This window comes from Trueperaceae bacterium (assembly GCA_019454765.1).
In the GTDB taxonomy this organism is placed as follows: domain Bacteria; phylum Deinococcota; class Deinococci; order Deinococcales; family Trueperaceae; genus JAAYYF01.
In genome coordinates, this window is the sequence record JACFNR010000014.1 from 1 (window position 1) to 21,598 (window position 21,598).

22 protein-coding genes are annotated in these 21,598 nt (G+C 73.0%); 12 read left to right on the forward strand and 10 right to left on the reverse strand.

Going from position 1 to position 21,598, the window contains the following annotated elements:
• Together speA and H3C53_05890 are read left to right on the forward strand one after the other, a co-directional pair.
• Positions 1-1,011, forward strand: a 1,011-nt coding sequence (gene speA / locus H3C53_05885) for a biosynthetic arginine decarboxylase (GenBank protein MBW7916199.1), incomplete at its 5' end; no start/stop codon positions are given.
• Positions 1,008-1,520, forward strand: a complete 513-nt coding sequence (locus tag H3C53_05890) for an NUDIX domain-containing protein (GenBank protein MBW7916200.1) — start codon at positions 1,008-1,010, stop codon at positions 1,518-1,520. The genes speA and H3C53_05890, both read left to right, overlap by 4 nt.
• Positions 1,521-1,575: 55 nt before the next feature.
• On the opposite strand, the gene H3C53_05895 is transcribed toward H3C53_05890, so the two are convergent.
• The 3 genes from H3C53_05895 to H3C53_05905 all read right to left on the reverse strand — a co-directional run bounded on the left by H3C53_05895 (position 1,576) and on the right by H3C53_05905 (position 4,659).
• Complete coding sequence (locus H3C53_05895) at positions 1,576-2,328, reverse strand: MBL fold metallo-hydrolase (GenBank protein MBW7916201.1); 753 nt, start codon at positions 2,326-2,328, stop codon at positions 1,576-1,578.
• An 83-nt stretch (positions 2,329-2,411) separates the two neighbouring features.
• Complete coding sequence (locus H3C53_05900; GenBank protein MBW7916202.1) at positions 2,412-2,864, reverse strand: thioesterase family protein; 453 nt, start codon at positions 2,862-2,864, stop codon at positions 2,412-2,414.
• A gap of 121 nt (positions 2,865-2,985) precedes the next feature.
• Positions 2,986-4,659, reverse strand: coding sequence for a helix-turn-helix domain-containing protein (locus tag H3C53_05905; GenBank protein MBW7916203.1), 1,674 nt, complete (start codon positions 4,657-4,659; stop codon positions 2,986-2,988).
• Positions 4,660-4,947: 288 nt separating this feature from the next.
• On the opposite strand from H3C53_05905, the gene H3C53_05910 reads away from it, so the two are divergent.
• The 4 genes from H3C53_05910 (at position 4,948) to H3C53_05925 (ending at position 9,716) form a co-directional block, all read left to right on the forward strand.
• A complete protein-coding gene (locus H3C53_05910) occupies positions 4,948-5,379 on the forward strand; it encodes a flavin reductase (protein MBW7916204.1) in 432 nt (143 codons plus the stop codon).
• Positions 5,380-5,462: 83 nt separating this feature from the next.
• The gene (locus H3C53_05915; GenBank protein MBW7916205.1) at positions 5,463-6,866 is read left to right on the forward strand and encodes a dipeptidase; all 1,404 of its coding nucleotides are present in this window, start codon (positions 5,463-5,465) and stop codon (positions 6,864-6,866) included.
• Between the two features lie 22 nt (positions 6,867-6,888).
• Entirely contained in the window at positions 6,889-8,349 is a 1,461-nt protein-coding gene (gene hpaB / locus H3C53_05920) for a 4-hydroxyphenylacetate 3-monooxygenase, oxygenase component (protein MBW7916206.1), read from the forward strand.
• 152 nt (positions 8,350-8,501) lie between these two features.
• Positions 8,502-9,716: an ABC transporter substrate-binding protein gene (locus H3C53_05925; protein ID MBW7916207.1), complete on the forward strand. Its 1,215-nt coding sequence runs from the start codon at positions 8,502-8,504 to the stop codon at positions 9,714-9,716.
• 23 nt (positions 9,717-9,739) lie between these two features.
• On the opposite strand, the gene H3C53_05930 is transcribed toward H3C53_05925, so the two are convergent.
• Both H3C53_05930 and H3C53_05935 read right to left on the reverse strand, forming a co-directional pair.
• A complete protein-coding gene (locus H3C53_05930) occupies positions 9,740-10,249 on the reverse strand; it encodes a DinB family protein (GenBank protein MBW7916208.1) in 510 nt (169 codons plus the stop codon).
• A gap of 5 nt (positions 10,250-10,254) precedes the next feature.
• Complete coding sequence (locus H3C53_05935; GenBank protein ID MBW7916209.1) at positions 10,255-11,103, reverse strand: deoxyribonuclease IV; 849 nt, start codon at positions 11,101-11,103, stop codon at positions 10,255-10,257.
• 56 nt (positions 11,104-11,159) lie between these two features.
• Between H3C53_05935 and nucS the strand changes: the two genes are divergently transcribed.
• The 6 genes from nucS to H3C53_05965 all read left to right on the forward strand — a co-directional run bounded on the left by nucS (position 11,160) and on the right by H3C53_05965 (position 17,888).
• Positions 11,160-11,918, forward strand: coding sequence for an endonuclease NucS (gene nucS, locus H3C53_05940; GenBank protein ID MBW7916210.1), 759 nt, complete (start codon positions 11,160-11,162; stop codon positions 11,916-11,918).
• 69 nt (positions 11,919-11,987) lie between these two features.
• A complete protein-coding gene (locus tag H3C53_05945; GenBank protein ID MBW7916211.1) occupies positions 11,988-12,989 on the forward strand; it encodes a DUF4921 family protein in 1,002 nt (333 codons plus the stop codon).
• On the forward strand, positions 12,986-13,402 hold the full coding sequence (locus H3C53_05950; protein ID MBW7916212.1) for a hypothetical protein: 417 nt from the start codon (positions 12,986-12,988) through the stop codon (positions 13,400-13,402). The genes H3C53_05945 and H3C53_05950 overlap by 4 nt, the downstream gene beginning before the upstream one ends.
• Before the next feature lie 153 nt (positions 13,403-13,555).
• Positions 13,556-15,097 (forward strand): acyl-CoA carboxylase subunit beta, encoded by a 1,542-nt coding sequence (locus H3C53_05955; GenBank protein ID MBW7916213.1) that lies wholly within the window; start codon positions 13,556-13,558, stop codon positions 15,095-15,097.
• Positions 15,098-15,316: 219 nt separating this feature from the next.
• A complete protein-coding gene (locus tag H3C53_05960; GenBank protein ID MBW7916214.1) occupies positions 15,317-17,245 on the forward strand; it encodes a GAF domain-containing protein in 1,929 nt (642 codons plus the stop codon).
• Between the two features lie 154 nt (positions 17,246-17,399).
• Positions 17,400-17,888, forward strand: coding sequence for a hypothetical protein (locus H3C53_05965; GenBank protein MBW7916215.1), 489 nt, complete (start codon positions 17,400-17,402; stop codon positions 17,886-17,888).
• Positions 17,889-17,922: 34 nt separating this feature from the next.
• Here H3C53_05965 and H3C53_05970 read toward each other — a convergent pair whose 3' ends face one another.
• The 5 genes from H3C53_05970 to H3C53_05990 form a co-directional block, all read right to left on the reverse strand.
• Positions 17,923-18,330, reverse strand: a complete 408-nt coding sequence (locus H3C53_05970) for a DUF3208 family protein (protein ID MBW7916216.1) — start codon at positions 18,328-18,330, stop codon at positions 17,923-17,925.
• Complete coding sequence (locus H3C53_05975; GenBank protein MBW7916217.1) at positions 18,327-18,977, reverse strand: HAD-IA family hydrolase; 651 nt, start codon at positions 18,975-18,977, stop codon at positions 18,327-18,329. Before H3C53_05975 ends, H3C53_05970 begins: the two co-directional genes overlap by 4 nt.
• Positions 18,974-19,786 carry a cytochrome c oxidase assembly protein gene (locus H3C53_05980; protein MBW7916218.1) on the reverse strand — a complete coding sequence of 271 codons (813 nt, stop codon included), beginning with the start codon at positions 19,784-19,786 and terminating at the stop codon, positions 18,974-18,976. Before H3C53_05980 ends, H3C53_05975 begins: the two co-directional genes overlap by 4 nt.
• A gap of 151 nt (positions 19,787-19,937) precedes the next feature.
• Positions 19,938-20,993: a cytochrome c gene (locus H3C53_05985; GenBank protein MBW7916219.1), complete on the reverse strand. Its 1,056-nt coding sequence runs from the start codon at positions 20,991-20,993 to the stop codon at positions 19,938-19,940.
• Positions 20,994-21,009: 16 nt separating this feature from the next.
• Positions 21,010-21,540 carry a cytochrome c oxidase subunit 3 gene (locus H3C53_05990; GenBank protein MBW7916220.1) on the reverse strand — a complete coding sequence of 177 codons (531 nt, stop codon included), beginning with the start codon at positions 21,538-21,540 and terminating at the stop codon, positions 21,010-21,012.
• Positions 21,541-21,598 lie beyond the last annotated feature (58 nt).

Below are 21,598 nucleotides of genomic sequence, written 5' to 3' on the forward strand. Positions count from 1 at the left end.
ACCTACTACACCTCCGCCAACTACGGGCTGCGCGAGTACGCCGACACCGTCGTCTACACCGTCATGGAGTCGTGCCAGGAGTGGGAGGTGGCGCACCCGATCATCGTGACCGAGTCCGGGCGCGCCCTCACCGCCCACCACTCGGTGGTGGTGGTGCCGGTGGTCGACGCCATCGGTCCCACGCGCGCGCCCGTCGACCTGCCGCCCCTCACGGGCGAGGTGCACGCGCTGCTGCGCGACATGCAGGAGCTCGACGCGCCCGTGACCGTCAAGACGTACCGCGAGGTCTTCAACGAGGCGGTCGCCAACAAGGAGACGATGCATAGCCTCTTCGACCTCGGCTACCTGAGCCTGCTCGAGCGGGCGCACTTCGAGCAGCACTACAACCGCATCCTGCAGCGGGTGGCCAAGGTGGTGAGCGGGCTCGACTACGTGCCGGAGGAGTTCGAGCTCCTGCCGCAGATGCTGGCCGACAAGTACGTGGTGAACTTCTCGCTGTTCCAGAGCCTGCCCGACCACTGGGCCATCAAGACGCTCTTCCCGATCGTGCCCCTGCAGCGCCTCGGCGAGAAGCCCACGCGCGACGCCACGCTGGTAGACATCAGCTGCGATTCCGACGGCAAGATCGACCGCTTCATCGACCTGCGCGACGTGCGCACCACCCTGCCGGTCCACGACCTGCGGCCGGGGGAGCCCTACTACCTGGGCGTGTTCCTCACGGGCGCCTACCAGGACGTGCTCGCCAACGCCCACAACCTGTTCGGGCGCGTGAACGAGGCGCACGTGCGCCTGGGTCACGGCGGGGCCGAGGTCGAGCTGTACGTCGAGGGCCAGAAGGCGCGGCGCGTGATCCACAACATGGGCTACGAGACGCCCGAGCTACACGCGGCGGTGTCGCGCCGGGCGGCGGAGCTGCGGGCGGCGGGGGCGCTGAGCGACGCGGAGGTAGAGGAACTCCTGCAGACGTACGACCGCGAGCTGGTGGGCTACACCTACCTGGAGGCGTTGTGACTGGTCGCGCCACAGGCACCCGACACGGGGTGGCCGTCGACCCGGACCACCGGTTGCCCGACGGGCGCCGCTCCCTGGCCGGCGCCGTGCTGCTGCACCCCGACGGGCGCGTGCTCCTGCAGCTGCGCGACGACAAGCCCGGCATCGAGGCGCCCGGCATGTGGTCGCTGTTCGGCGGCGGCCTGGACGAGGGCGAGACGCCGGTGGCGGGGATGCTGCGCGAGGTGCGCGAGGAGATCGGTTTCGGCGTGCGGCACTACCGGCCGCTCGTCGTCTACGACGGCTGGGGCGGTCGCTTCCACGTCTACCTCGCCGCGGTGGACGAGCCGCTGGAGCGCCTGACGCTCACGGAGGGGGCCGGCTTCGACTACTGGGACGTGCCGGCCGCCCTCGCCGAACCGCGCTTGACGGCCGTGGGACGCCTGAGCCTGCTGGCGCTGGAGGCGCTGCGCGAGGAGCGTGCCCGCGCAGGCGGCGCGGGCGAACTCGTGCCCGGCGCCGGTTACTGAAGCTCCACGGAGAGGCCACCGCGCGGCGGGCCGCCGGTCACGCGACCCACCACCCTCAGAACGAGTACACGGCGCCGTCGTTGCCCAGCTCGGTGGCGGCGAAGACCGGCCTGGCCGCGGCGAGGTAGGCCGCGCCGCCGTCGGGCAGCGGCGGCAGGTGGACGAGCACCAGGCGCTTCGTGCCGGCGGCGGCCGCCACGGCGGCGGCGTCCGCTGGCGAGGAGTGCCCGGGGAAGGCGCCGCTGGCCTCGTGGACCAGCAGGTCGCAGCCGCGCGCCTCGGCCTCGACGAGCGCGGAGCGCTCCGTGTCGCCCGAGTAGGTGAGCACTCCGCCGCCAACTAGGTCCCTGACCTTGAGGCCGATGGAGGGCACGGCGTGAGCCCCCGGCACCGCCGTGACGACGAAGTCGGGCGTGGCGACCACCGGCGCGCCCGCCTCGGCAGCCACCTCGTGGTAGACGAGTCGCGGGTAGCTCGGCCAGGTCGAGGTGTCGAAGGCGTCGTGCACGCGCCGGGCCTGCTCCAGCGCCGTGGGGATGCCGTAGACGTGGAACTCGCGCCTGTGCCCGGCCAGCCACAGCCGCTCCATGAGGAGCGCGAAACCGCCGACGTGGTCGGCGTGCTCGTGGGTCACGACCAGTCCGGTGACCCGCCCGAGGTCGAGGTCGTGCGCCAGGAGCCGGTGGGCCGCGTCGCCGCCGCAGTCGACCAGCAGCAACGTCGCGCTCCCCTCCAGGGCCAGCATGGTCGTGGTCCTGTGCTTGTCCGACAGGGCCGCGCCCGTGCCGAGTAGATGAACGGTGCCCACCGAGGTACCTCCTGGGCGCGACTATACGGCGGCCACGCCGGGCAGCCTAAGCGAGCGCCACAGGTCGCGCCACAGGTCGCGGCTCAGCGCTCCTCCCGCGCCCGCGCGATGTGCGCCCGCCAGCGCGCCGCGAGGCCCTCGAAGCCGCTGGCGAGCCGAGTCGCGCTCAGCACGACCTGCACCGTCGCCCCCTCGCCCACCAGGTCCCCCAGCTCGCTCTCGGCGCGGCAGTCCGCGTGCACCCTGTTGGTCTCGAGGCGGCGGCAGCGGGCGGTGAGGCGCACCCGCATGCCGGGCAGCGCCGACGCCAGGTGGTTGACGTTCACGGAGTGTCCGATGCTCTCCTCGCCCGCCTCGAGGAAGGGGAGGAGCAGCTTGCGGCTGACCAGCTCCATGTGCTTGGCGAGCCAGTAGGTGGCGTAGACGGGGTGGAGGCGCCCGAGCCGCGGGTCGTCGCGGTCCTCGAAGTCGACGGTCATGGCGGGGGTCACCAGGACCTCGTGCCTCGCTTCGTAGCCGGGTGGGATCTCGCGCACGTGCGGCCTCCGCGCTGCTCGGGTCGAGCGCGGACCGGCCGGGCAGGCGCGCCCGCCCGCGCGCCCGGGGGCCGGTCACCCGCGCTGGGTCGTGTGGCCCGACTATAGCGCCGTCCGCGGCTCAGGGCGGTGGACGCGTGACGAGCCACAGGCGGGCGATAGTCTCCGGGTTGGCGAGCGGCGCGCCGACGAGCTCCTCGATGCGCTTCAGGCGGTTGCGCAGCGTGTTCACGTGCACTCCCAGCCGCGCCGCCAGCGCGGCCGGGTCGGTCGGTCCCGCCAGGTAGGCGGCGAGGGTGACCATGAGCTTCCCGTGGCGGTCGGCGGCAAGCAGCGGTCCGATGACGCGCTCCCGCGCCAGCGCGAGGTCGGCGGCGGGCCTCTCGACGAGCCAGGCCACCGGGTCGAGCTCGTCGAAAGTGGCGACGCCGCCGGCCGGCGCGCCGGCGAGGGCGAGGCGCGCCTCCCGCTCGGCCCGGGCCGCGGCCCCGAGAGCGGTGTGCGCTCGGCTCAGGCCGATGCGCACCGTGGCCTGGCCGGGGGCAGCGCCCCTGGTTTTGACCCCGCTGCGACCTGGCGCGCCGCTCCCGGCGCCGGCGGCCGCGGGCGCTCCCAGCGCGGCCCGGGTCGCGGCTAGCAGGTCGGTGCCGACGGTGTCCGCCTCCGCGCCCTGGCCCGGTGCGGCGGCAAGCCAGGTCACGGCGCCGGAAGCGGCATCGGAAGCTGCGCCGGTCAGGGCGCTCAGGCCTCGCTGCCGGAAGTACTCCTCCACGGCCTCGCGCACGCGCTCGGCGGCGGCATCGGCGCCCGGCCGGGCGTGCGCCTGCGCGCCCGCGCCCCCGCGTGGGACCTCGGCCACGCCAACGCGGTAGGGGGCGCCGCCACCGAAACCCGCGCGGGCCAGCAGCGGCGCCAGGCGCTCCGCGCCGGCCGGGCCCGCCAGCCACGCGCTCAGCAGCGCGCCGGCGCCGGCCGTCTCGGCGCGCGTCTCGGCCGCCGCCATGGCGGCGGCGGCGGCCAGGAGCGTGCGGGTGAGCTCGAGCCACGGCCGGGCCCAGCCGGGCGCGTCGAAGGCGAGCAGCGTCCCGCGGCGGCGCCCCGCCTGCATGACGTGGAGCAGGAGAGCGGGGCGGCCTCCCAGCCTGACCTCGCCCTCGCCCCAGGCGGCCACGGGCGGAGCGCCGGCCGCGCCGGCGCGCGGACGCCAGTTCCCGGCGCCGGCCCGGGCCACCACGTCGCCCCAGGCGCTGAGGAGGACCAGGTCCGTCCCCGTCAGGTCGTGGAGGCGCTCCAGGAGGTCGCGCTCCGGCTTGGCCGCCTCGAGCCCGGCGAGGAGGTGGGCCTGCGGGGCGCCCAGGGCCAGCCCGGCGCCGGTCGTGGCGCGCACCAGTGCGCGCAGGGCCGCTCTCGCCACGAGCTCCGGCGCCACCGCGGGCGGGGACGTCACGAGCGCGGTGCCGGCGGGGAGGAGGCGCCCCGCGAGCCGGGGGCGCCCCGCGAGGCTGGGCGGCAGCTTCCGTTCCGTGGGGGTGAGGGCGTACAGGAGCACGGCGGGCGGTGGGCGCAGCGCGCGCTCGAGCTCGGTGGTGGGCGCGGGACCGGCCAAGTCGTCGGCGCCGCCGGCGACGACGATCCGCAGGTCGCCGGGGGCGAGCCACGGCCGGTCGGCCTCGCGCGCCGGCCACCTGAGCGCGCTGTAGCGCGCGTCTGCCGGGCCGGCGACGAGGGCGAGGCCCAGCGTAGCGTCGGCAAGCAGGTCGGCGAGGGAAGCGGTGACGTGCTCGGGGCCGCTCACGTCAACATGGTAGCTCGGCACAGGTATCGGGGCAGAACTGTGTGTTCACACAGTTCCAACCGCTAGCGCGAGCCGATAGGCTGACGGGCAGTGGACGCGACCAACGACACCACCATCTCCCAGGCCGCGCGCGGGTCCGGCGACCTCGCGCGAGCGGCTCACCTGAACCACGGCCCCGCCGGCACCGACCTGCCGGGCACGGACCGCGACTTCGAGCACCGCGACTTCGACCACCGCGCCTTCCGCGAGGCGCTCGGGAGCTTCGCGACCGGCGTCACCGTCGTGACGATGACCGCCCCGCGCGGCGCCGGTGCCCCCGCCGAGGTGTTCGGCATCACCGTGAGCGCCTTCATGTCGGTGTCGCTCGAGCCGCCGCTCGTGGCCGTCTCCATCGACCACCGCGCCCGCGCCCACGCCACCCTCCTCGCGGCGGAGCGGTTCGGCGTGAGCATCCTGGGCGAGGGCCAGGCGCACCTCTCCGACCAGTTCGCGGGCAGGCCCGTGGCCAACCCCGAGGCGCCGTTCGAGGAGCTGAGCGGCTTCCCGGTGCTGCGGGGCGCCGTGGCGCAGCTCGTGCTGTGGCGCGAGGACGCGCTCCGCGCCGGCGACCACACCATCTTCGTCGGGCGGGTCGAGGCGCTCAGGCGCTTCGGCGGCGAGCCCCTCCTCTACTTCCGCAGCGCCTACCACCGGCTCCCGCCGCCCGCCGAGCCCCGCTGAGCGCCCGCCCGGCTCGGGCCGGGCGAGCGCCGTCTGGTAGCGTTGAGCACGATCAACCACCACACCAGGAGGCGGTGACCCACGTGAGCGAGGCAGTAGAGAGGGCCCTAGCGGCCGCGGCGTCAGGGCGCGAGGCGCTGGCGTCCGACCTCATGGAGTTCGTGACGATCCCCAGCGTGAGCACGGATCCGGCGCACCGACCCGACATCGACGACGCCGCCGCCTGGCTGGCCGACAGGCTGCGGCGCGCCGGCGTGCCGGAGGTGAGCGTCGTGCCCACGGCGGGACACCCCGTCGTGCTTGGCCGCTGGCATCACGACCCCAGCGCGCCCACCGTGATCATCTACGGTCACTACGACGTGCAGCCGCCCGAGCCGCTCGAGCTCTGGGAGTCACCGCCGTTCGAGCCGCGGGTCCGCGACGGTCGCATCTACGGGCGGGGCGCCAGCGACGACAAGGCCGGCGTGCTCATCGCGCTGCACGCCGTGGCGGCCGCTGCGGTGCCCAACGGCACGCCGCCCGTGAACGTCACGTTCCTCATCGAGGGCGAGGAGGAGGTGGGCAGCCCCAACCTCCCCCGCTTCCTCGCCGACCACGCTGACGCGCTCCGTGCCGACCTGGCCATCAGCGCCGACGGCGGCATCTTCGGGGTCGGCGTGCCGTCGCTGACGGTGGGGTCGCGCGGGCTCGCGGGCGTGGAGGTGACCGTCACGGGCGCCAATGCCGACCTGCACTCTGGCATGTACGGCGGCGCGGTGGCCAACCCCATCATGGCGCTGGCGCACGTCCTCTCCTCCATGCAGGACGAGCAGGGCCGCGTGCTCGTCGACGGCTTCCTCGACGGGGTGGAGGAGCCCGGCCCCGCCCTGCGGCGCGCCGCGGCCGCCGTGCCGACGGACGATGACGACCCGGGCGACCTGGGCCTGACGGGGTGGTGGGGCGACCCCGCCTACACCCCCGCCGAGCGCCGCTGGCTGCGGCCCACCCTCGAGGTGAACGGCATGTGGGGCGGCTACCAGGGCGGCGGCATCAAGACCGTGCTCCCCAAGGAGGCGCACGCCAAGATCACCTGCCGGCTCGTGGCGGGCCAGGACCCCGACCGCGTGGTGCGCGCCCTGACGGAACACATAGAGCGTCACGCCCCGGCGGGCGTGACCGTGAAGGTCACGCCCCTGCCCGGGAAGGCACGCGCCTACCTGATGCCCCTCGACCACCCGGTCCTCGCCATCGCGGGGGCGGCCATGGAGGCCGTCTACGGCACCGCGCCGTTCCCCGTCTTCACGGGCGGCACCGTGCCGGTGGCCGAGCAGTTCGGCAGCGTCCTCGGCACCTGGTGCCTGTACTACGCCTTCGGCGAGCCCGACAACGGCCTGCACGCCCCCAACGAGTTCTTCCGGGTGGCGGCGCTCGAACAGGGCGCGGCGGCCACGGTGCGGCTCCTGTACGGGCTGGCGGCGGCCCCGCGGGCGCTCGCGGCTCCGATCTGAGCGCGGGCCGGCGGAGGCACGCATGGCGGTGCGCGACGGCGAACAGTTCCTCGACGGGCTGAGGCGGGCGCCCCCCAACCTGTACGTCGACGGCGCGCGCGTCCTCGACCCGGCCGCGCACCCGGCCACCAGCGCGGCCGCGCGCGCCATCGCCGAGCTCTACGACCTCCAGGTCAGGCCCGACCTCCAAGACGCCATGACGTTCGTGCGCGAGGGAGGCGAGCGCGTGGGCATGAGCTTCGTCGAGCCGACCAGCGTCGCCGACCTGCGGCGCCGCTCGCGGATGCACCGCACCTGGGCGCGCCACTCCCTCGGCTTCATCGGCCGCAGCCCCGACTACCTCAACGTCAACCTGATGGCGTGCGCGCGTGCCGCCGCCTACTTCGCGCGGGGCGACGAGCGCTACGGCGCCAACGTGCGGCGCTTCTTCGCGCACGTCCGCGATCACGACCTCTCGCTCACCCACGCCCTCACCGACCCGCAGGTGAACCGCGCCGTGCCGAAGGGGCAGCTGCCTGACCCGTACATCGCGCTCGGGGTCGTGCGCGAGACGGGCGAGGGCGTGGTCGTGCGCGGCGCGCGGATGCTCGCCACGCTGCCGCTGGCCGACGAGCTCCTCATCTTCCCGGCGCCGGGGTCGTCCGTGGCCGACGACCCTGCGCGCTACGCCCTCGCCTTCGCCGTCCCGTGCTCCACCCCCGGCCTAACCTTCATCGCGCGCGAGCCGCTGTGGCCGCGCCGCAGCCGCGTCGACCACCCGCTCGGCTCGCGCTTCGACGAGCTCGACGCCCTCGTGACCTTCGACGACGTCCTGGTGCCGTGGGACAGGGTGTTCCTGTTGGGCGACCCGGAGCTGGCCGCCGGCGTCTACGGCGCCACCAACGCCACCTACCAGATGGGGCACCAGGTGCTCAACGTCAAGATCGTCAAGGCCCAGGCGTTCCTCGGCGTGGCGGAGCTGATCGTCCGCGCCATCGGCAGCGCCCGCTTCCAGCACGTGCAGCAGAAGATGGCCGAGCTCGTCGTGGTGCTCGAGACCCTCAAGGCGCTCCTGACGCGAGCGGAGGAGCGGGCCGCGCCCGACGCCAACGGCACGATGACCCCGGACCGCGCCACCATGGACGTGGCGCGCGCCTACTTCCCGCAGGCGTACCCGCGCATGGTGGAGATCCTGCAGCTCCTCGGCGCCAGCGGCATGATCATGCTGCCGAGCGAGGGCGAACGCGCAGGCCCGATGGCCGACGCCATCGACAAGTACCTCCAGGCCGGCACGTTGGCCGCGGGGGAGCGCCTCAGGCTCTTCCGGCTGGCGTGGGACATGACCATCTCCGCCTTCGGCGGCAGGCAGAACCTGTACGAGAAGTTCTTCTTCGGCGACCCCGTCAGGAACGCGGCGGCGCTCTACCACGCCTACGACATGAGCGGGCCGCTGGAGCTCGTCGAGCAGTTCCTGACCGGCGAGGAAGGCGGCGGCGACCCCTGAGCCGCCGGCGCCCCGGCGGGTAGGTGGCTCCACACACCACCAGGGTAGTAGTCTCGTGGCAACATCGGGTCTAGAGTCCGTAGACTGGCAAGCCACGGCCGGCGGTGCTCTCCGCTCGCCCACTCGCTCGCACTCGCCTCGTGGAGGGAACCATGCACCAGACCGTCGGCCGCACCACCGTCTTCTCGCTGCTCGCCCTGGCCCTGGTCGCCTGGGCCCTCATCACCCCCGCCTCCGCCGGTCACGGCCTGGCCCTCGCCCAAGAGGGCGTCCTGCGCATCGGCGCCGTCGTCTCAAGCACCGGCCCCTCCGCCGCCCTCGGCGCCAGCGAGGCGCACACGCTCGCCATGCTGGCGAGCAGCCTGGAGGGCAGGAGCGGAGTGCGGCTCGAGCTGGAGGTCCTCGACGACGGCTCCGACGTGGCGACCGCCGTCGAGCTCGTCACCGACCTGCTCGCCAAGAACGAGGTCGACGCCATCATCTGCTGCACCCGCTCGGAGGCGTCGCTGGCCGTCGTGGCGCCCATGCAGGCCGCCCGCGTGCCCCTCATCAGCCTCGCCGCCGCCGCGCCCATCGCCAACCCGGCCGAGTCGCGGCGCTGGGTCTTCTCCACCACCCCGCCCGACAGCCTGATCCTGCAGGGCGTGGTCGCCGACATGCAGGCCCGCGGCGTGACGGACATGGCGTTCCTGGGACTAAGCGACGCGTTCGGCGAGAGCGGCCTCGTCGAGCTGCAGCTGCTGCTGCCCGGAAGCGGCATCCACCTGGACCAGGCGGTGCGCTACGACTCCGGCGCCAGCTCCTACACGGCGCCCGCGCTCGCCGCCATCCTGTCGCGGCCGCAGGTCGTGCTGGTGTGGGGCATCGTCGACGACTCCGCCCGCATGGTGCGCGAGCTGCGCGACCGGGGCTTCGGGGGCGACATCTACGTCAGCCACGGGGTGGGCAACGACCGCTTCATCGAGCTGGCTGGCCCCGCCGCCGAGGGCGTCCGCCTCGCGGTCGGACCCCTGCTCGTCGCCGCCGACCTGGCCGCCAACGCGCCCACGCGCGACGTGGCCCTCGCCTACGCGCGCCAGTACGAGGCCGCGTACCCCGGCGAGAGCGTGACGACGTTCGGCGGTCACGCCTACGACGCCGTCATGGCGCTGGCGCACGCCGGCGACTTCGCTCAGGAGCGGGGCGCCCTCGCGACGAAGGACATCGTGGTCAAGCGCCTGGCGCTGCGCGACGCCCTCGAGGGGATGGGCCCGTTCGTCGGCGTGGGCGGGGTGTTCGACTTCACCGGCACCGACCACCAGGGGCTCGACGCCAGGGCCTACGTGGTGGCCCAGATAAAGGACGGCGCCTGGCACCTGGCGGACTGACCCCGCCGCGGGCGCGCTAGGCCTCAGCCGATCGGGCTCTCCAGGCCGGCAGCGCGGCGGTAGAGCATGAGCTGACCGAGGTGGTACGTCTCGTGCCACGCGAGGAACGCCAGGCGCTCCTGCACGCTGCGCTTGCCGGCCGAGGAGGCAAGCAGGCCGGGCGTCAGCTCCGCGACGGCCTGCTGCAGCGGGGGGTTGGCGAGGTCGTAATCCCTCAGCTGCTCCGTAAGCGGGCGGGTCGCGGCGCCCGCCGCGTCGCTGCCGTACCCGAACGCCTCGTCGTCGGCCTCCGCGCGCACCGGGTCGCGGCCCATGGTCCGCAGCATCTCGTCGCGGTTGGCCACGAGGTGACCCACCAACCAGTTCATGTGGCTGCCGCCCGGCACGAGCGGCCGCAAGGCGGCGTCCTCGGGCACGCCCGCGGCCAGCTGGGCGACCATGCGGTAGTTGCGGGTGAGGGTGTCGGCGAGCGCGGCGCGGAACGCGGCGGCGGCCTCGGCCGTCGGGGCGGCGGTTGCCTGCGTGTCGGTCATGAAGATCACCTCGTGAGGAAGGAACGGAGCGTGGCCATGTCGCGGGCGTGGCCCTGGTCGTCGTCGCCCATGGGCGTCTCGAGGATCTTCGGGACGGAAGCGAGCCGCACGTCGTTGACGATGCGCGCGAAACAGGCCGCGCCGATCTCGCCCGCGCCGATGCTCTCGTGCCGGTCCTTCCTCGAGCCGAGCGGATGCTTGGAGTCGTTCAGGTGCACGCACAGGAGCCGCTCCAACCCGATGTGGCGGTCGAACTCCTCGAGCGTCGCCTCGTACCCCTCCTCCGTGCTCACGTCGTAACCCGCCGCGAAGGCGTGGCAGGTGTCGAGGCAGACGCCAACGCGCTCACGCTGGTCGAGCAGCTCGAGCATGCGGCCGAGCTCCTCGAAGCGCGCGCCCAGGGTGGTGCCCTGCCCGGCGGTGTTCTCCAGCAGCACCATGGTGGCGACGCCCGCCGTGCTAGCCAGCACCGCGTCCAGGTTGCGCGCCACCAGCTCGGTGCCGGCCTCGAGCCCCGCCCCCAGGTGCGCCCCGGGGTGGAACACCAGCGCGCCCACTCCCAGGGCGCCGCAACGGCTCAGCTCGTCGGCGAGGCCCGCGCGCGACTTCTCCTGCACGCCCTCGTCGCTGGAGGCGAGGTTGATGAGGTAGGCGGCGTGCGCCGTGACGGGCCAGGCGTGCTCGGCGTGGGCGGTCACGAACCGCGCCACGTCGGTCTCGTGGAGCGCCTTGGCCCGCCACTGGTTGGGGCTCTTCACGAAGATCTGCACGGCCGTGCAACCGATAGCCGCGCCGCGGTCGAACGCTGTGTAGGGGCCGCCGGCGGTCGAGACGTGAGCGCCTATCAGTGCCATGAGGGCGAGTCTACCCAAGGCGGCGGGGTCCGCCGGGCGTTGATAGACTTGCCCGCGTGATCCGGGACCTCATCACAGACCCGACCCCCGAGGAACTGGTCGACTTCCTCGACGCGCACCTGCGCACCGGCGCGGAACTCGTGCAGGTGGTGGGCGCCTGCGAGGTCCTCTACAGCGGCCGCGCCGCCAGCGTGGCCGAGGCCGGCGACTACCTCGTCCTCCTCAAGGCCGACGGCAGCGTGCAGGTGCAGGGGCCGCGCGGCGTGAAGCCCGTCAACTGGCAGCCGCAGACCGACGACGTGCGCACCTCGCTCGAGGACGGTTGGGCCGTGCTGGTGGCGGAGCGCTTCAACCCCCCCGAGTTCGTGCGCATCGCGTTCCAGGCGCCGGCCCTCGCGGCCGCGTTCGTGCTGGAGGAGAACGGCGCCTTCGTGCTGATGGGCAGCGAGGCCGACATGCAGCGCGCCCTCGCGCGCGACCCGAGCGTGATCGAACCCGGGCTGGAGGTGCTCGAGCTCGAGCTCCCCACCGAGGTGGGCGGCATCGACCTGTTCGCGCGCGACCGCGAGGGGCGGCTGGTGGTCGTCGAGCTCAAGCGCGGCAAGGCCAACCACGAGGCCGTCCACCAGCTGGAGCGGTACGTGGCGAGCGTGCGCGCGAAGTACCCCGGCGAGGTCAGGGGCGTGCTGGCGGCGCCCGCAGTCACCGCGCCCGCCCTCAACCGCCTCGGCGCCCTGGGCCTCGAGTTCCGCGAGGTCACGGCCCTGCCGGGGGCGGCCGAGGAGGCGGCGCTCCAGCCCGGACTGTTCGGCTGAGGTTCCGCCGCTCCGCGGATGAACTTGGTAACGCCGCCGGGCGGCCACGGCGGATTAGACTCTAGTTCCATGCCGTTCTTCCGCAAGGATCCATTCGGGCGCGCCTGGGTGCTGCTCTCGCCGGAGCGGGGGCTCGAGCCCTCGGACTTCGGCAGCGTGGCGCAAGCGCCCGAGCGGTCGCGGCTCTCACCGGGCGCCGACGCGGCCGCCACCGAGATAGCGGCCGTCCGTCCGGCCTCCTCGCAGGCGGGCGGGCCCGACTGGCGCGTCCGCGCGCTGACTCACCCAGCGCACCTGGTGAGCGCCAGGCCCACGGTGACCGACGCGGGGGACGAGCTGTTCAAGCAGGCGGCGGCGTACGGCTACCACGAGATAATCGTCGAGCACCCCGACGCGCGCCAGCGGCTCGAGACCATGCCAGCCGAGCACCTGACCGAGGTGCTGCGGTTCTTCCGGGAACGCGTGGCCGTGGCGGCGGCCCGGCCCGGCATCGCTCACGTGCAGATAACGCGCAGCGTCGGCCGGGCGGCGGGGGCCGCCTACGACCACCCTCACTCGCAGCTCCTCGCCGTGCCTGTCACCAACCGCTGGGTCGAGGAGGAGGTGGCGGTGGCGGCCGAGTACCACCGCGACCACGGCCGGTGCCTGTTCTGTCAGGTGTTGGAGCGCGAGCTGGCCGAGCGGCAGCGGGTCGTGACGCAGAACGACGCCTACGTGGCCATCGCGCCGTTCGCCGCCAAGACGCCCTTCGAGACGTGGGTCCTGCCGCGTCACCACGCGAGCTCCTACGCCGCCGTGGCCGCCAACACCCTGCCGGCGCTGGCGGAGCTCCTGCAGGCCCTCGTGAGCGCCTTCAACGACGCACTCGACGCCCCGCCATACAACCTCATGCTCCACATGGTGGTGGAGGAGGGGCGCCCCGACTACCACTGGCACATCGAGCTGCTGCCGCGCCTGACCAACCAGGCGGGCTTCGACTGGGGCACGGGCTACTTCGTCAACCCGACCATGCCGGAGGACGCCGCCCGCTTCCTGCGCGAGGCGCTCGCCATGCGCGAAGTGCGCGCGTGACCGAGGGCGCCAGCCAAGCCGGCCCCGACGGACGGTGGGCGGAGGCGGCAGCTAGCCAGGCCGGCCCCGGCGGGCGGCGGGCGAACCCGGCGGACGACCCGGCGGGGGCCGATCACGGCGCGGCGCCCCGGCGCGCCAGGCTCAACCTCGTCATCGTGATCGTGGCGACCGTGGGGGTCCTACAGCTCCTTTACCTCAACTGGGTCGAGAGCGACCGGATGCTCGTGCTGCGCCGCGACGTCGCCCGGCTCGAGGCGGACGTGGGGCGCCTCCAGGCCGAGGAGCGCGTCCTGCTCGACGTCGCTGCCCACGGCGACGACCTCGCCTTCCGCGAGCAGCTCGCCCGGCTCCAGGGCTTCATCGGCCCCGACGAGCTGCGGGTCGTGACCTCGCCGCTGGTCGGCGCGGACTAGCGACGGCGCGGCGGTCGCGGCCGGCGCGCCCGCAGGCGCGCCCGCAGGCGCGCCCGCAGGCGCGCGCGAGCGCTTGCGTCGGGGCCGCGGTATCCTGGCCGCCAGCGAGAGGCAGGAAGGGACCACCGCGTGGCCGACGACACCATCACCTGGATGAACGAGCTCACCGCCGAGATGGAAGAGAGGCGCAAGCGGGTCGAGGCGGGGGGCGGCGAAGCGCGGCTCGCCAAGCAGCGCCAGGGGGGCAGGTTGACGGCGCGCGAGCGCGTGACGGCGCTGCTCGACGAGGGCAGCTTCGTGGAACTCGGTGTGTTCGTCGCGCACCGCGGCGGCGACCTGATGGACGGCGTGGCGGCGCCCGGCGAGGGCGTGGTCACGGGGCACGGAACGGTCAACGGCCGCACCGTCTTCGTGTTCTCGCAGGACTTCACCGTCCTGGGCGGCAGCCTCGGCAAGATGCACGGCCAGAAGATCGCCAACGTGATGGACCTGGCGGTCCGCACGGGCGCCCCCATCGTGGGCCTGAACGACTCGGCCGGGGCCCGCATCCAGGAGGGCGTCGATTCGCTGTCGGGCTACGGCGACGTGTTCTTCCGCAACGCCCGCTACTCGGGCGTCGTGCCGCAGGTCTCGGCCATCCTCGGTCCGTGCGCCGGAGGCGCGGTCTATAGCCCCGCCATGACGGACTTCGTGCTCATGACCCGCGCGACGTCATACATGTTCATCACCGGACCCGAGGTGATCAAGTCGGTCACCAAGGAGGACGTGACGCTGGAGGCGCTCGGCGGCGCCGACGTGCACGCCAGGCTCTCCGGGGTCGCGCACCTCGAGTGCGCCGACGACGCCGAGGTGCTCCGCGCCGTGCGCGAGCTGCTCGCCTACCTGCCGCAGTCGGCGCGGGAGAAGCCGCCGCTGCGCCCCACGCAGGACCCGGACGGCCGCGAGACGCCCGAACTGCTGGCCGTGGTCCATCCCGACCAGCGGCGGCCCTACCCCATGCACGACGTGGTCAAGGGGGTGGTCGACGACCGCCGCTTCCTCGAGATCCAACCCGACTACGCCAAGAACATCATCGTGGGCTTCGCGCACCTTGGTGGGCAGGCCGTGGGCGTGGTGGCCAACAACCCGCGGCACCTGGCCGGCACGCTCGACATCGACGCGTCGGACAAGGCCGCGCGCTTCATCCGCACCTGCGACGCCTTCAACGTGCCGATCGTCACCTTCGTCGACGTGAGCGGCTTCATGCCGGGTGTCGCCCAGGAGCACGCCGGCATCATCCGGCACGGCGCCAAGATGCTGTACGCCTACGCGGAGGCCACCGTCCCGAAGGTCACCCTCATCGTGCGCAAGAGCTACGGCGGGGCGTACCTGGCCATGAACTCGCGCGACATGGGCGCCGACGTGGTGCTGGCGTGGCCCACCGGCGCCGTCGCCGTCATGGGCGCCGAGGGCGCGGCCAACATCATCTACCGGCGCGACATCCAGCAGTCCAAGGACCCGGCGGGCACGCGCGCGGCGCGCATCGCCGAGTACAAGCGCCGCTTCGACAACCCGTACGTGGCGGCCGAACGCGGCTACATCGACGACGTCATCGACCCGAAGGACACGCGGCGCCGGCTCATCGCCAGCCTGCGGATGCTTGCCAACAAGGAAGTCGCCCTGCCGTTCAAGAAGCACGGCAACATCCCCCTCTAGGGGCCCGCGCGGCCGGACCCACGGCGCGCCGCGGCGGTCCGGAGTGAGGCGTCGCGGCGCGCCGGTGTGGAGAAAGCGTCCGCCGCGCGCCCGGGCGTCGTATACCCTGTGCAGCGAGACCGGGGGCTCGGCGGCCCGGGCGGCCGCGTGACACGGGACCCACGCGGTCGCGGACCCGGCGACACCGGTCGGGGGCGCCGCTGGAGGAGAGAGGACGAAGTGGACTCCGCGCTGCACGTCAGCGTGAGCAGCGAGGGGGTGCTCGAACAGCTCCCGGCGGCCACCTGGACCGTCGACACGCGCCTGCGCCTGACGGCCTTCAACGGCGGCAGCCTGGTGCCGCCAGAGCTGGCCCGCGCGATCCGCCCCGGCGGGTCGATACGGCTGATCGCCCACGCGTTCGGCATCGACGCCTCGGCGTTGGCCGCCTACTCGCGGGCGTTGGCAGGCAGCGAGGCGAACCTCCTGGTGAGCGTCGCCGGGCGCGACTTCAAGGTGAGCCTCTCGCCGCTGCTGGGGGGCGACGGCGCCGTCGTAGGCGTCGTCGGGCTGGCGCTCGAGGTGACCCAGGACGCGCGCGAAGCGGAACGGCTGCGGCACGAGGCGGCGTTCGGAGGGGCGCTGTCGGACTTCCTGGGGCACGTCGTGCGGCGCCGGTTGGAGGGCGACTTCTACGAGCGGGCCCTGCAGGCGGTCCTCAAGGTGGCGCCGGGAGCGCGGGGCGCCGCCCTGTGGCTCCGCTCGGATGACGGGCTATACCGCGTCGTGGCCGGTGTCGGCGCGGCGCCACACGCCTCGCTGGAGGGCGCGCTCACGGGCGCGTACCTCGACCTGGCGGCCGGGTTGGGCGGCGAGCCTCACGACCCGGCGACGACCCCAACCGCGATCGCCATGTGCGTGCCGGTCGTGGTGGACGGCGCGACCAGTTCGTATCTCTGCCTCTACGGCGCGGGGGACGGCACCGCGTTCGACGAGCGCGCGCGCCGGTACGTTCAGCTCTTCGCGATCGAGCTGGCAGCGCTCTTCGAGCACGTCGACATGCAGCGCACCCTGCGCGACAAGCGCGCGAAGCTTGAGCGCCTCGGCTCCGAGTACAAGGCGCTCGCCGAGTTCAGCGCCGGCATCGAAGGCCTCGACGACATCGCCGAACTCATCGAGTTCGGGCTGCAGCACCTGCTCGAGGTGTTCCGGTTCGACACTGCCATGTTCACCGAGGTGCGCGGCGGCGAACTCCACTTCACGCACCTCCGCGGCGTCACCACCCCCGCGCTGACCGCCACGCTCGAGGCGCCGCAGCCGGTGGGCGCCGGCATCAACGGGCGCGTGGCGGCGACGGGCGAGCCGCTCTACGTCGACGACTACCCGGCGTGGCCCTCCCACCACGCGCCCTACCTCGCCACCGGCGTGCGCAGCATGCTGGCCCTCCCCGTGCGCATCGGGGGGCGCGTCACGCACACGTTGGCGTTCGCCACCCTCGACCGGCGCGCCGCCCTGGACGACAACGCCGTGCGGATCGCCGGCACCTTCGTGAAGCGCCTCGAGAACGCCTTCGAGCGCGTGCAGCACCTGGACGAGATCAAGGCGACGCGCGAGGCCACCTTCCGCGCGCTCGGCGTCGCGCTCGAGCACCGCGACCTCGAGACGCACGGTCACACTGACCGCGTGGTCGCCCTGTCGCGGCGCTTCGCGGCCGCCATGGACCTGGACGCCGAGGAACAGCGCGCGCTCGTGTGGGGCGCCTACCTGCACGACCTGGGCAAGCTGGCCGTGCCCGACGCCATCCTCCTGAAGCCGGGACGGCTGACCGAGGACGAGTTCGCGGTCATCCGCCGCCACACGCTCTTCGGAGCGGAGATGCTGCGGGACATCCCGTTCCTCCCTAGCGGGACGCGCCAGGTGGTGCTGAGCCACCACGAGCGGTGGGACGGTACCGGCTACCCGGAGCGCCTTCGCGGGGAGGCCATCCCGCTCTTGGCCAGGATGTTCAGCCTCGTCGACGTGTACGACGCGCTCACCAGCGAACGACCCTACAAGCGCGCCTGGAGTCACGACGAGGCGGTCCGGGAGCTCGAGCGGCAGGCTGGGGCGCAGTTCGAGGCGGCGCTCGTGCCGCACTTCCTGAGGACGGTAACTGCGACCGAGCCGTAGCGCGTCATCGGCCAGGACGCCCCGCGCGCCCGTGTGACATGGCGGCGGTGGGGCGCCGAGCCCGTGCCATACTGCTCTAGCCGGTCACCCACGTCGGGCGCTCGCGGCGCCGGAGGGCGTCCGTCCGGACGGGAGCGACGGTCCGGAGGTGCGCATGGCTGGGAAGGGTCCGACACGCAAGGCCACCAAGAAGGGGGCGGACGGGGCGGAACAGGCCGAGGGCCGGTTCAGCGCCGAGGAGCTCGCGGCCATGAAGGAGCGGGCGCTGGAGCTCAAGCAGGAGGCGCGCCGCGCCAAGCGCGGCGCGAAGGACGACGGCGAGAAGGAGCTCCTCGCCAAGGTCGCCGAGATGGAGGCGCGCGACCGCGCGCTGGCCGAGAAGGTGCACGGGGTGGTAACGGCGCACGCCCCCGGCCTCACGCCGCGCACCTGGTACGGCATGCCGGCCTACGCGAAGGACGGGAAGGTCCTGCTCTTCTTCCAGGCCTCCGCCAAGTTCAAGGTGCGCTACTCCACGCTGGGGTTCAACGACGGGGCCGCGCTCGACGAGGGCAGCATGTGGCCGGTCGCCTACGCGCTGCGCGAGTGGACGCCGGCGGTCGAGGAGCGCGTCGTGGCGCTCGTGACGCGCGCGGCCGGCTGAGCCGGGGTCGCCGCCGAGAGGGCGCCCGCGCCGGTCAATCGACCTCGCGCAGGTCGCTCATGAGCTGCCAGCCCACGCCTTGCGGCGTGGCGTTCAGGTGGGTCTCGAGGCGCTCGGCGGCCGAGCGCAGGAACTCGGCGGGGTCGTGGCCGGGCTGCACGATGGCCAGGACGGTCAGCTGGTAGACGACCTGCGTGGCGCTGGGGGTGCCGTCGTCGAAGAACGCGAACGGCGCCGACGGCATGGCGTCGAGGAGCAGGTGGACGTCGGGTCCGAGCGTGGCGGGCAGCAGCGCCGTCATGTCGAGCGAGGCGCCACGCGGGTGCCACAGGTAGCCCTGGATGAGCCTGAAAGCCCTCGGCGTGGTGCCTGTGGGCTCCCACAGGGCGCGGTCGTCGCCCACCTGCTCGACGTACGCGCGGTCGTCGTCCGGTCGGCTCATGCTGGCGGGAACGCCGCCGGGAGTGGGAGGTCCGGCAAGGTCTCGCGCCAGCGCGCCGCGAAGCCGGGGATGTCGTCCAGCAGCAGGCCCACGAAGCCAAGCTCGCGGCAGGCCGCCACGTTCACGGGGTTGTCGTCGACGAACAGTATCGCCGAGGGCGGCAGGTTCAGCGCGGCGCTCAGGGCCGCGTAGGCGGCCGGGTCCGGCTTGCGGGCGTGGATCTCGTTGGAGAACACGAAGGCGTTCACGCGGCGCATGCGCGGGTCGTCGCGCACCAGGTCGCAGAGCTCCGGCACGTTGTTCGAGAGCACGCCCACGGTGAGGTCCGCCGGCAGGGAGGCGAGCAGGTCGTACATGGCCGCCCGCTCACGCACGGCGCCGAGGAAGGTGGCGCGGAACTCGGTCAGGTTCGACGGGCCCCCAACCGCCGCCTGGAAGCGCGCGTGGAACTCGGGCAGGTCGATGAGGCCCAGCTCGAACTCCTCCATGAGGCGCAGGTAGTGAGGCTCCACCGCCGCCGCGGGCAGGCCGTGCAGCTCCGCCAGGCGGGCGTGCGCGGTGGAATCGAAGGTCCCCTCGGTGAAGACGCCGCCCCAGTCGAAGGCGATCGCCTCGAGCCCGGCCGGCAGGGAGCGCGTGGCGCTCACGGGCGGCCGCGCGTGTGCGAGCCCCACACGAACCCCTTGTCCTCGCTCGAGAACCACTGCAGGAACGTCACCACGAACGGGATGCCGAACGCCGCCACCCCCGCCACCTTCATGATCACCCCGCCGATCTGCTGGTCCTCCAGCACGGCCAGCCCGAAGGCGCGGGTGGGCATGTTGGCGTAGGCGGCGTAGAGCGGCTCGGGCGAGAACGTGATGCCCGCGAAGATGGGCCACTGCGCCACCGGCAGCAGGAACAGGTAGGCGGCGCGCACGATGAACGGTGGTCGCGGCAGCTCCGCGATGGGGCTCATGACCGGCCACCAGACCATGAGGGCCGCGAAGAGGATGATGACGTGCACCGTGTGGTGAAGCGACGTGTTGGTGAGGGCCAGGTCGTAGACGGGCGGGAGGTGGTACACGGACATGACCAGCGTGAACACCGCGAACGTGGTGAGGGGGTGGAGGACCACCCTCATGACGGGCAGCATGCGGCGGTTGGCGAGCGACGCGCGCAGTAGCCACTTCGGCGTGCCGGCGAGGATGATGGGCGCGATGGCGTAGGTGAGCAGCAGGTGCTGCACCATGTGCGCCGACAACAGGTACCGTTCCGCCAGGTCGTGGAGCGGCGACCCCTCGTTGAGGAACAGGGCGAGCAGCCCGACCCCGAAGACGACAGCGTGGCGCGTGGGGTAGGGCTCGCCGGGGGCTATGCGGCTGCGCAGGGGTCCGATCGAGAGGTAGTAGGCCACGGCGGCCGTCGTGATGATGCCGAGGAGCACGGGCTCCAGTTGCCAGTCCAGGTAGAGCATCTCGCAGATGTCCCTCTCGCGCGGTCGCGCTGCCGCCGCCTTGTGGGTGGCCTTGGGCGCGCGGGGCCGGTGGGGCGTGGTGCCATGCTAAACCCAAACCGAGCACGGCGGGTGTCGCCGTGCTCGGCCGGTTGGTGGGGTGGGTGGAGCGTCAGTTCAGGCCCAGCGCCTCGCGGTGAGCGTGCACGTCGGCGGCGGACAGACCGTCGCCGCGGCGCGCCTCGACGTCGGCGGCCACGTACGGCGTGAAGCCGGCGGGCGCGTCGCCCCAGGCGGTGAGGGCGTGGTTGAGGGCGTCGGCGATGTCGCCGTCGGCGAGGTGACCCCAGGCCGGCATGACGCCGTTGAAGGTGCCGCCGTTGACCGTGATCTGGCCCTGCAGGCCGAAGATGACCGTGTCGAGTAGGTACTTGCGGCCGCCGTCCAGGGCGTACACCTCGGCGGCGTGGCCCGCGAGCGGCGGGAACGCCGCGGGGATGCCCTGGCCGTTCATCTGGTGGCAGGCGGCGCAGTTGGCGTTGAACACGGCGGTGCCGTGCTCGGGGTCCCAACTGACGGCGGCGGTCTCGGTCTGCGGCGTCTCGGTCTCGGCCGTCTCCGTCGTGGCGGTCTCCGTCGCGGCCGTCTCGGTCGCGGCCGCTGCGGCCTGCGGCGCTTCCCCTTCGGTCGCGCCTGGCTGCGTGGCGGCGGTGGCGGCGGCGGTCTCCGGCATGGTCACGCTGTAGGTGGAGGCGTCGTTGCCTGCCTTGGGCGCGGCGATCTCGATGCTGCGGTCGGTCGGGCGCGGGGTGTCGGCGATCTGGGCCGGGGTGCGCGAGGCGCCGCCGGTGCGCACGTTCTCGAGCAGCGCCTCGGGCACCTCGGCGTGCGCCGCCTGGCCGGCGGCCGCGTTGGCGGGCTTGGTGGCCGCCACGGCGCGGGGGAGGATGAACATGGCCGTCAGCCCCACGAAGGTGGCCAGGGCGATGAACATGCCGCTGGAGAAGAAGCCCGAGTAGGTGCGGTCGTCGTCCTTCAGGTGCATGAAGAACATGACGACCATCACGAACTTGACCACCGACAGCGTGACGAGCCAGAAGAGCGTCCAGCTGGGCCCGAGCCACGCCTGCGGGTACTCGACGAGGGCGAACTCGATGTAGGTGATGACGCCGAGGATAAGGGCGACGATCACGTAAGTCATAACGGAGGAGTGCTTGGTGTCTGCCATCAGTCCCTGACCCCGCTCACACGAATTCCACGAGGTAGACGACCGTGAAGATCACGATCCACACGATGTCGACGAAGTGCCAGTAGAGGCCCGCGATCTCCAGGTAGACGGCGTCCTTGGCGCTGGTCGGGCGCTTGTACGACGCGATCACCAGCCCGATGAGCCATATCACCCCGACCGTCACGTGTATGCCGTGCGTGCCCGTCAGGATGAAGAACGTCGTGCCGAACAGGTTCTGGTGCACGCTCAGGCCGGCGTGCGCGAAGTGCGTGAACTCGTAGACCTGGAAGCCCAAGAAGATGGCCCCGAACACGGCCACGCCCACCGTCCAGAGCCTGAACTTGCTCAGGTCGTTCTGCCTGAGCGCGTGGAGGCTGAGCACCATCAGGAAGCTCGACATGAGGAGCACGAAGGTGCTCACGGTGGTGAGGGGGATGTCGAACAGGTCCTGCGGGTAGGGGCCGACGAGACTACGGTTGCGGTAGGCGAGGTAGGTGCCGATCAGCGAGCCGAAGAACATGGTGTCGGACGCCAGGAACACCCACATCAACAGCTTGACGTCGGGCAGCTTGGTGGCGCGGTAGGGCGCCGCGTGAGCCGCGGCG

Bases quoted from the DNA above. Each gene is read 5' to 3' on its own strand.
- H3C53_05910 (MBW7916204.1), top strand. From the start codon at position 4,948: ATGACCGCCCCGCGCGGCGCCGGTGCCCCCGCCGAGGTGTTCGGCATC.
- hpaB (MBW7916206.1), top strand. From the start codon at position 6,889: ATGGCGGTGCGCGACGGCGAACAGTTCCTCGACGGGCTGAGGCGGGCG.
- H3C53_05925 (MBW7916207.1), top strand. From the start codon at position 8,502: ATGCACCAGACCGTCGGCCGCACCACCGTCTTCTCGCTGCTCGCCCTG.
- H3C53_05930 (MBW7916208.1), bottom strand. From the start codon at position 10,249: ATGACCGACACGCAGGCAACCGCCGCCCCGACGGCCGAGGCCGCCGCC.
- H3C53_05935 (MBW7916209.1), bottom strand. From the start codon at position 11,103: ATGGCACTGATAGGCGCTCACGTCTCGACCGCCGGCGGCCCCTACACA.
- H3C53_05945 (MBW7916211.1), top strand. From the start codon at position 11,988: ATGCCGTTCTTCCGCAAGGATCCATTCGGGCGCGCCTGGGTGCTGCTC.
- H3C53_05955 (MBW7916213.1), top strand. From the start codon at position 13,556: ATGAACGAGCTCACCGCCGAGATGGAAGAGAGGCGCAAGCGGGTCGAG.
- H3C53_05965 (MBW7916215.1), top strand. From the start codon at position 17,400: ATGGCTGGGAAGGGTCCGACACGCAAGGCCACCAAGAAGGGGGCGGAC.
- H3C53_05970 (MBW7916216.1), bottom strand. From the start codon at position 18,330: ATGAGCCGACCGGACGACGACCGCGCGTACGTCGAGCAGGTGGGCGAC.
- H3C53_05980 (MBW7916218.1), bottom strand. From the start codon at position 19,786: ATGCTCTACCTGGACTGGCAACTGGAGCCCGTGCTCCTCGGCATCATC.
- H3C53_05985 (MBW7916219.1), bottom strand. From the start codon at position 20,993: ATGGCAGACACCAAGCACTCCTCCGTTATGACTTACGTGATCGTCGCC.
- H3C53_05990 (MBW7916220.1), bottom strand. From the start codon at position 21,540: ATGTGGGTGTTCCTGGCGTCCGACACCATGTTCTTCGGCTCGCTGATC.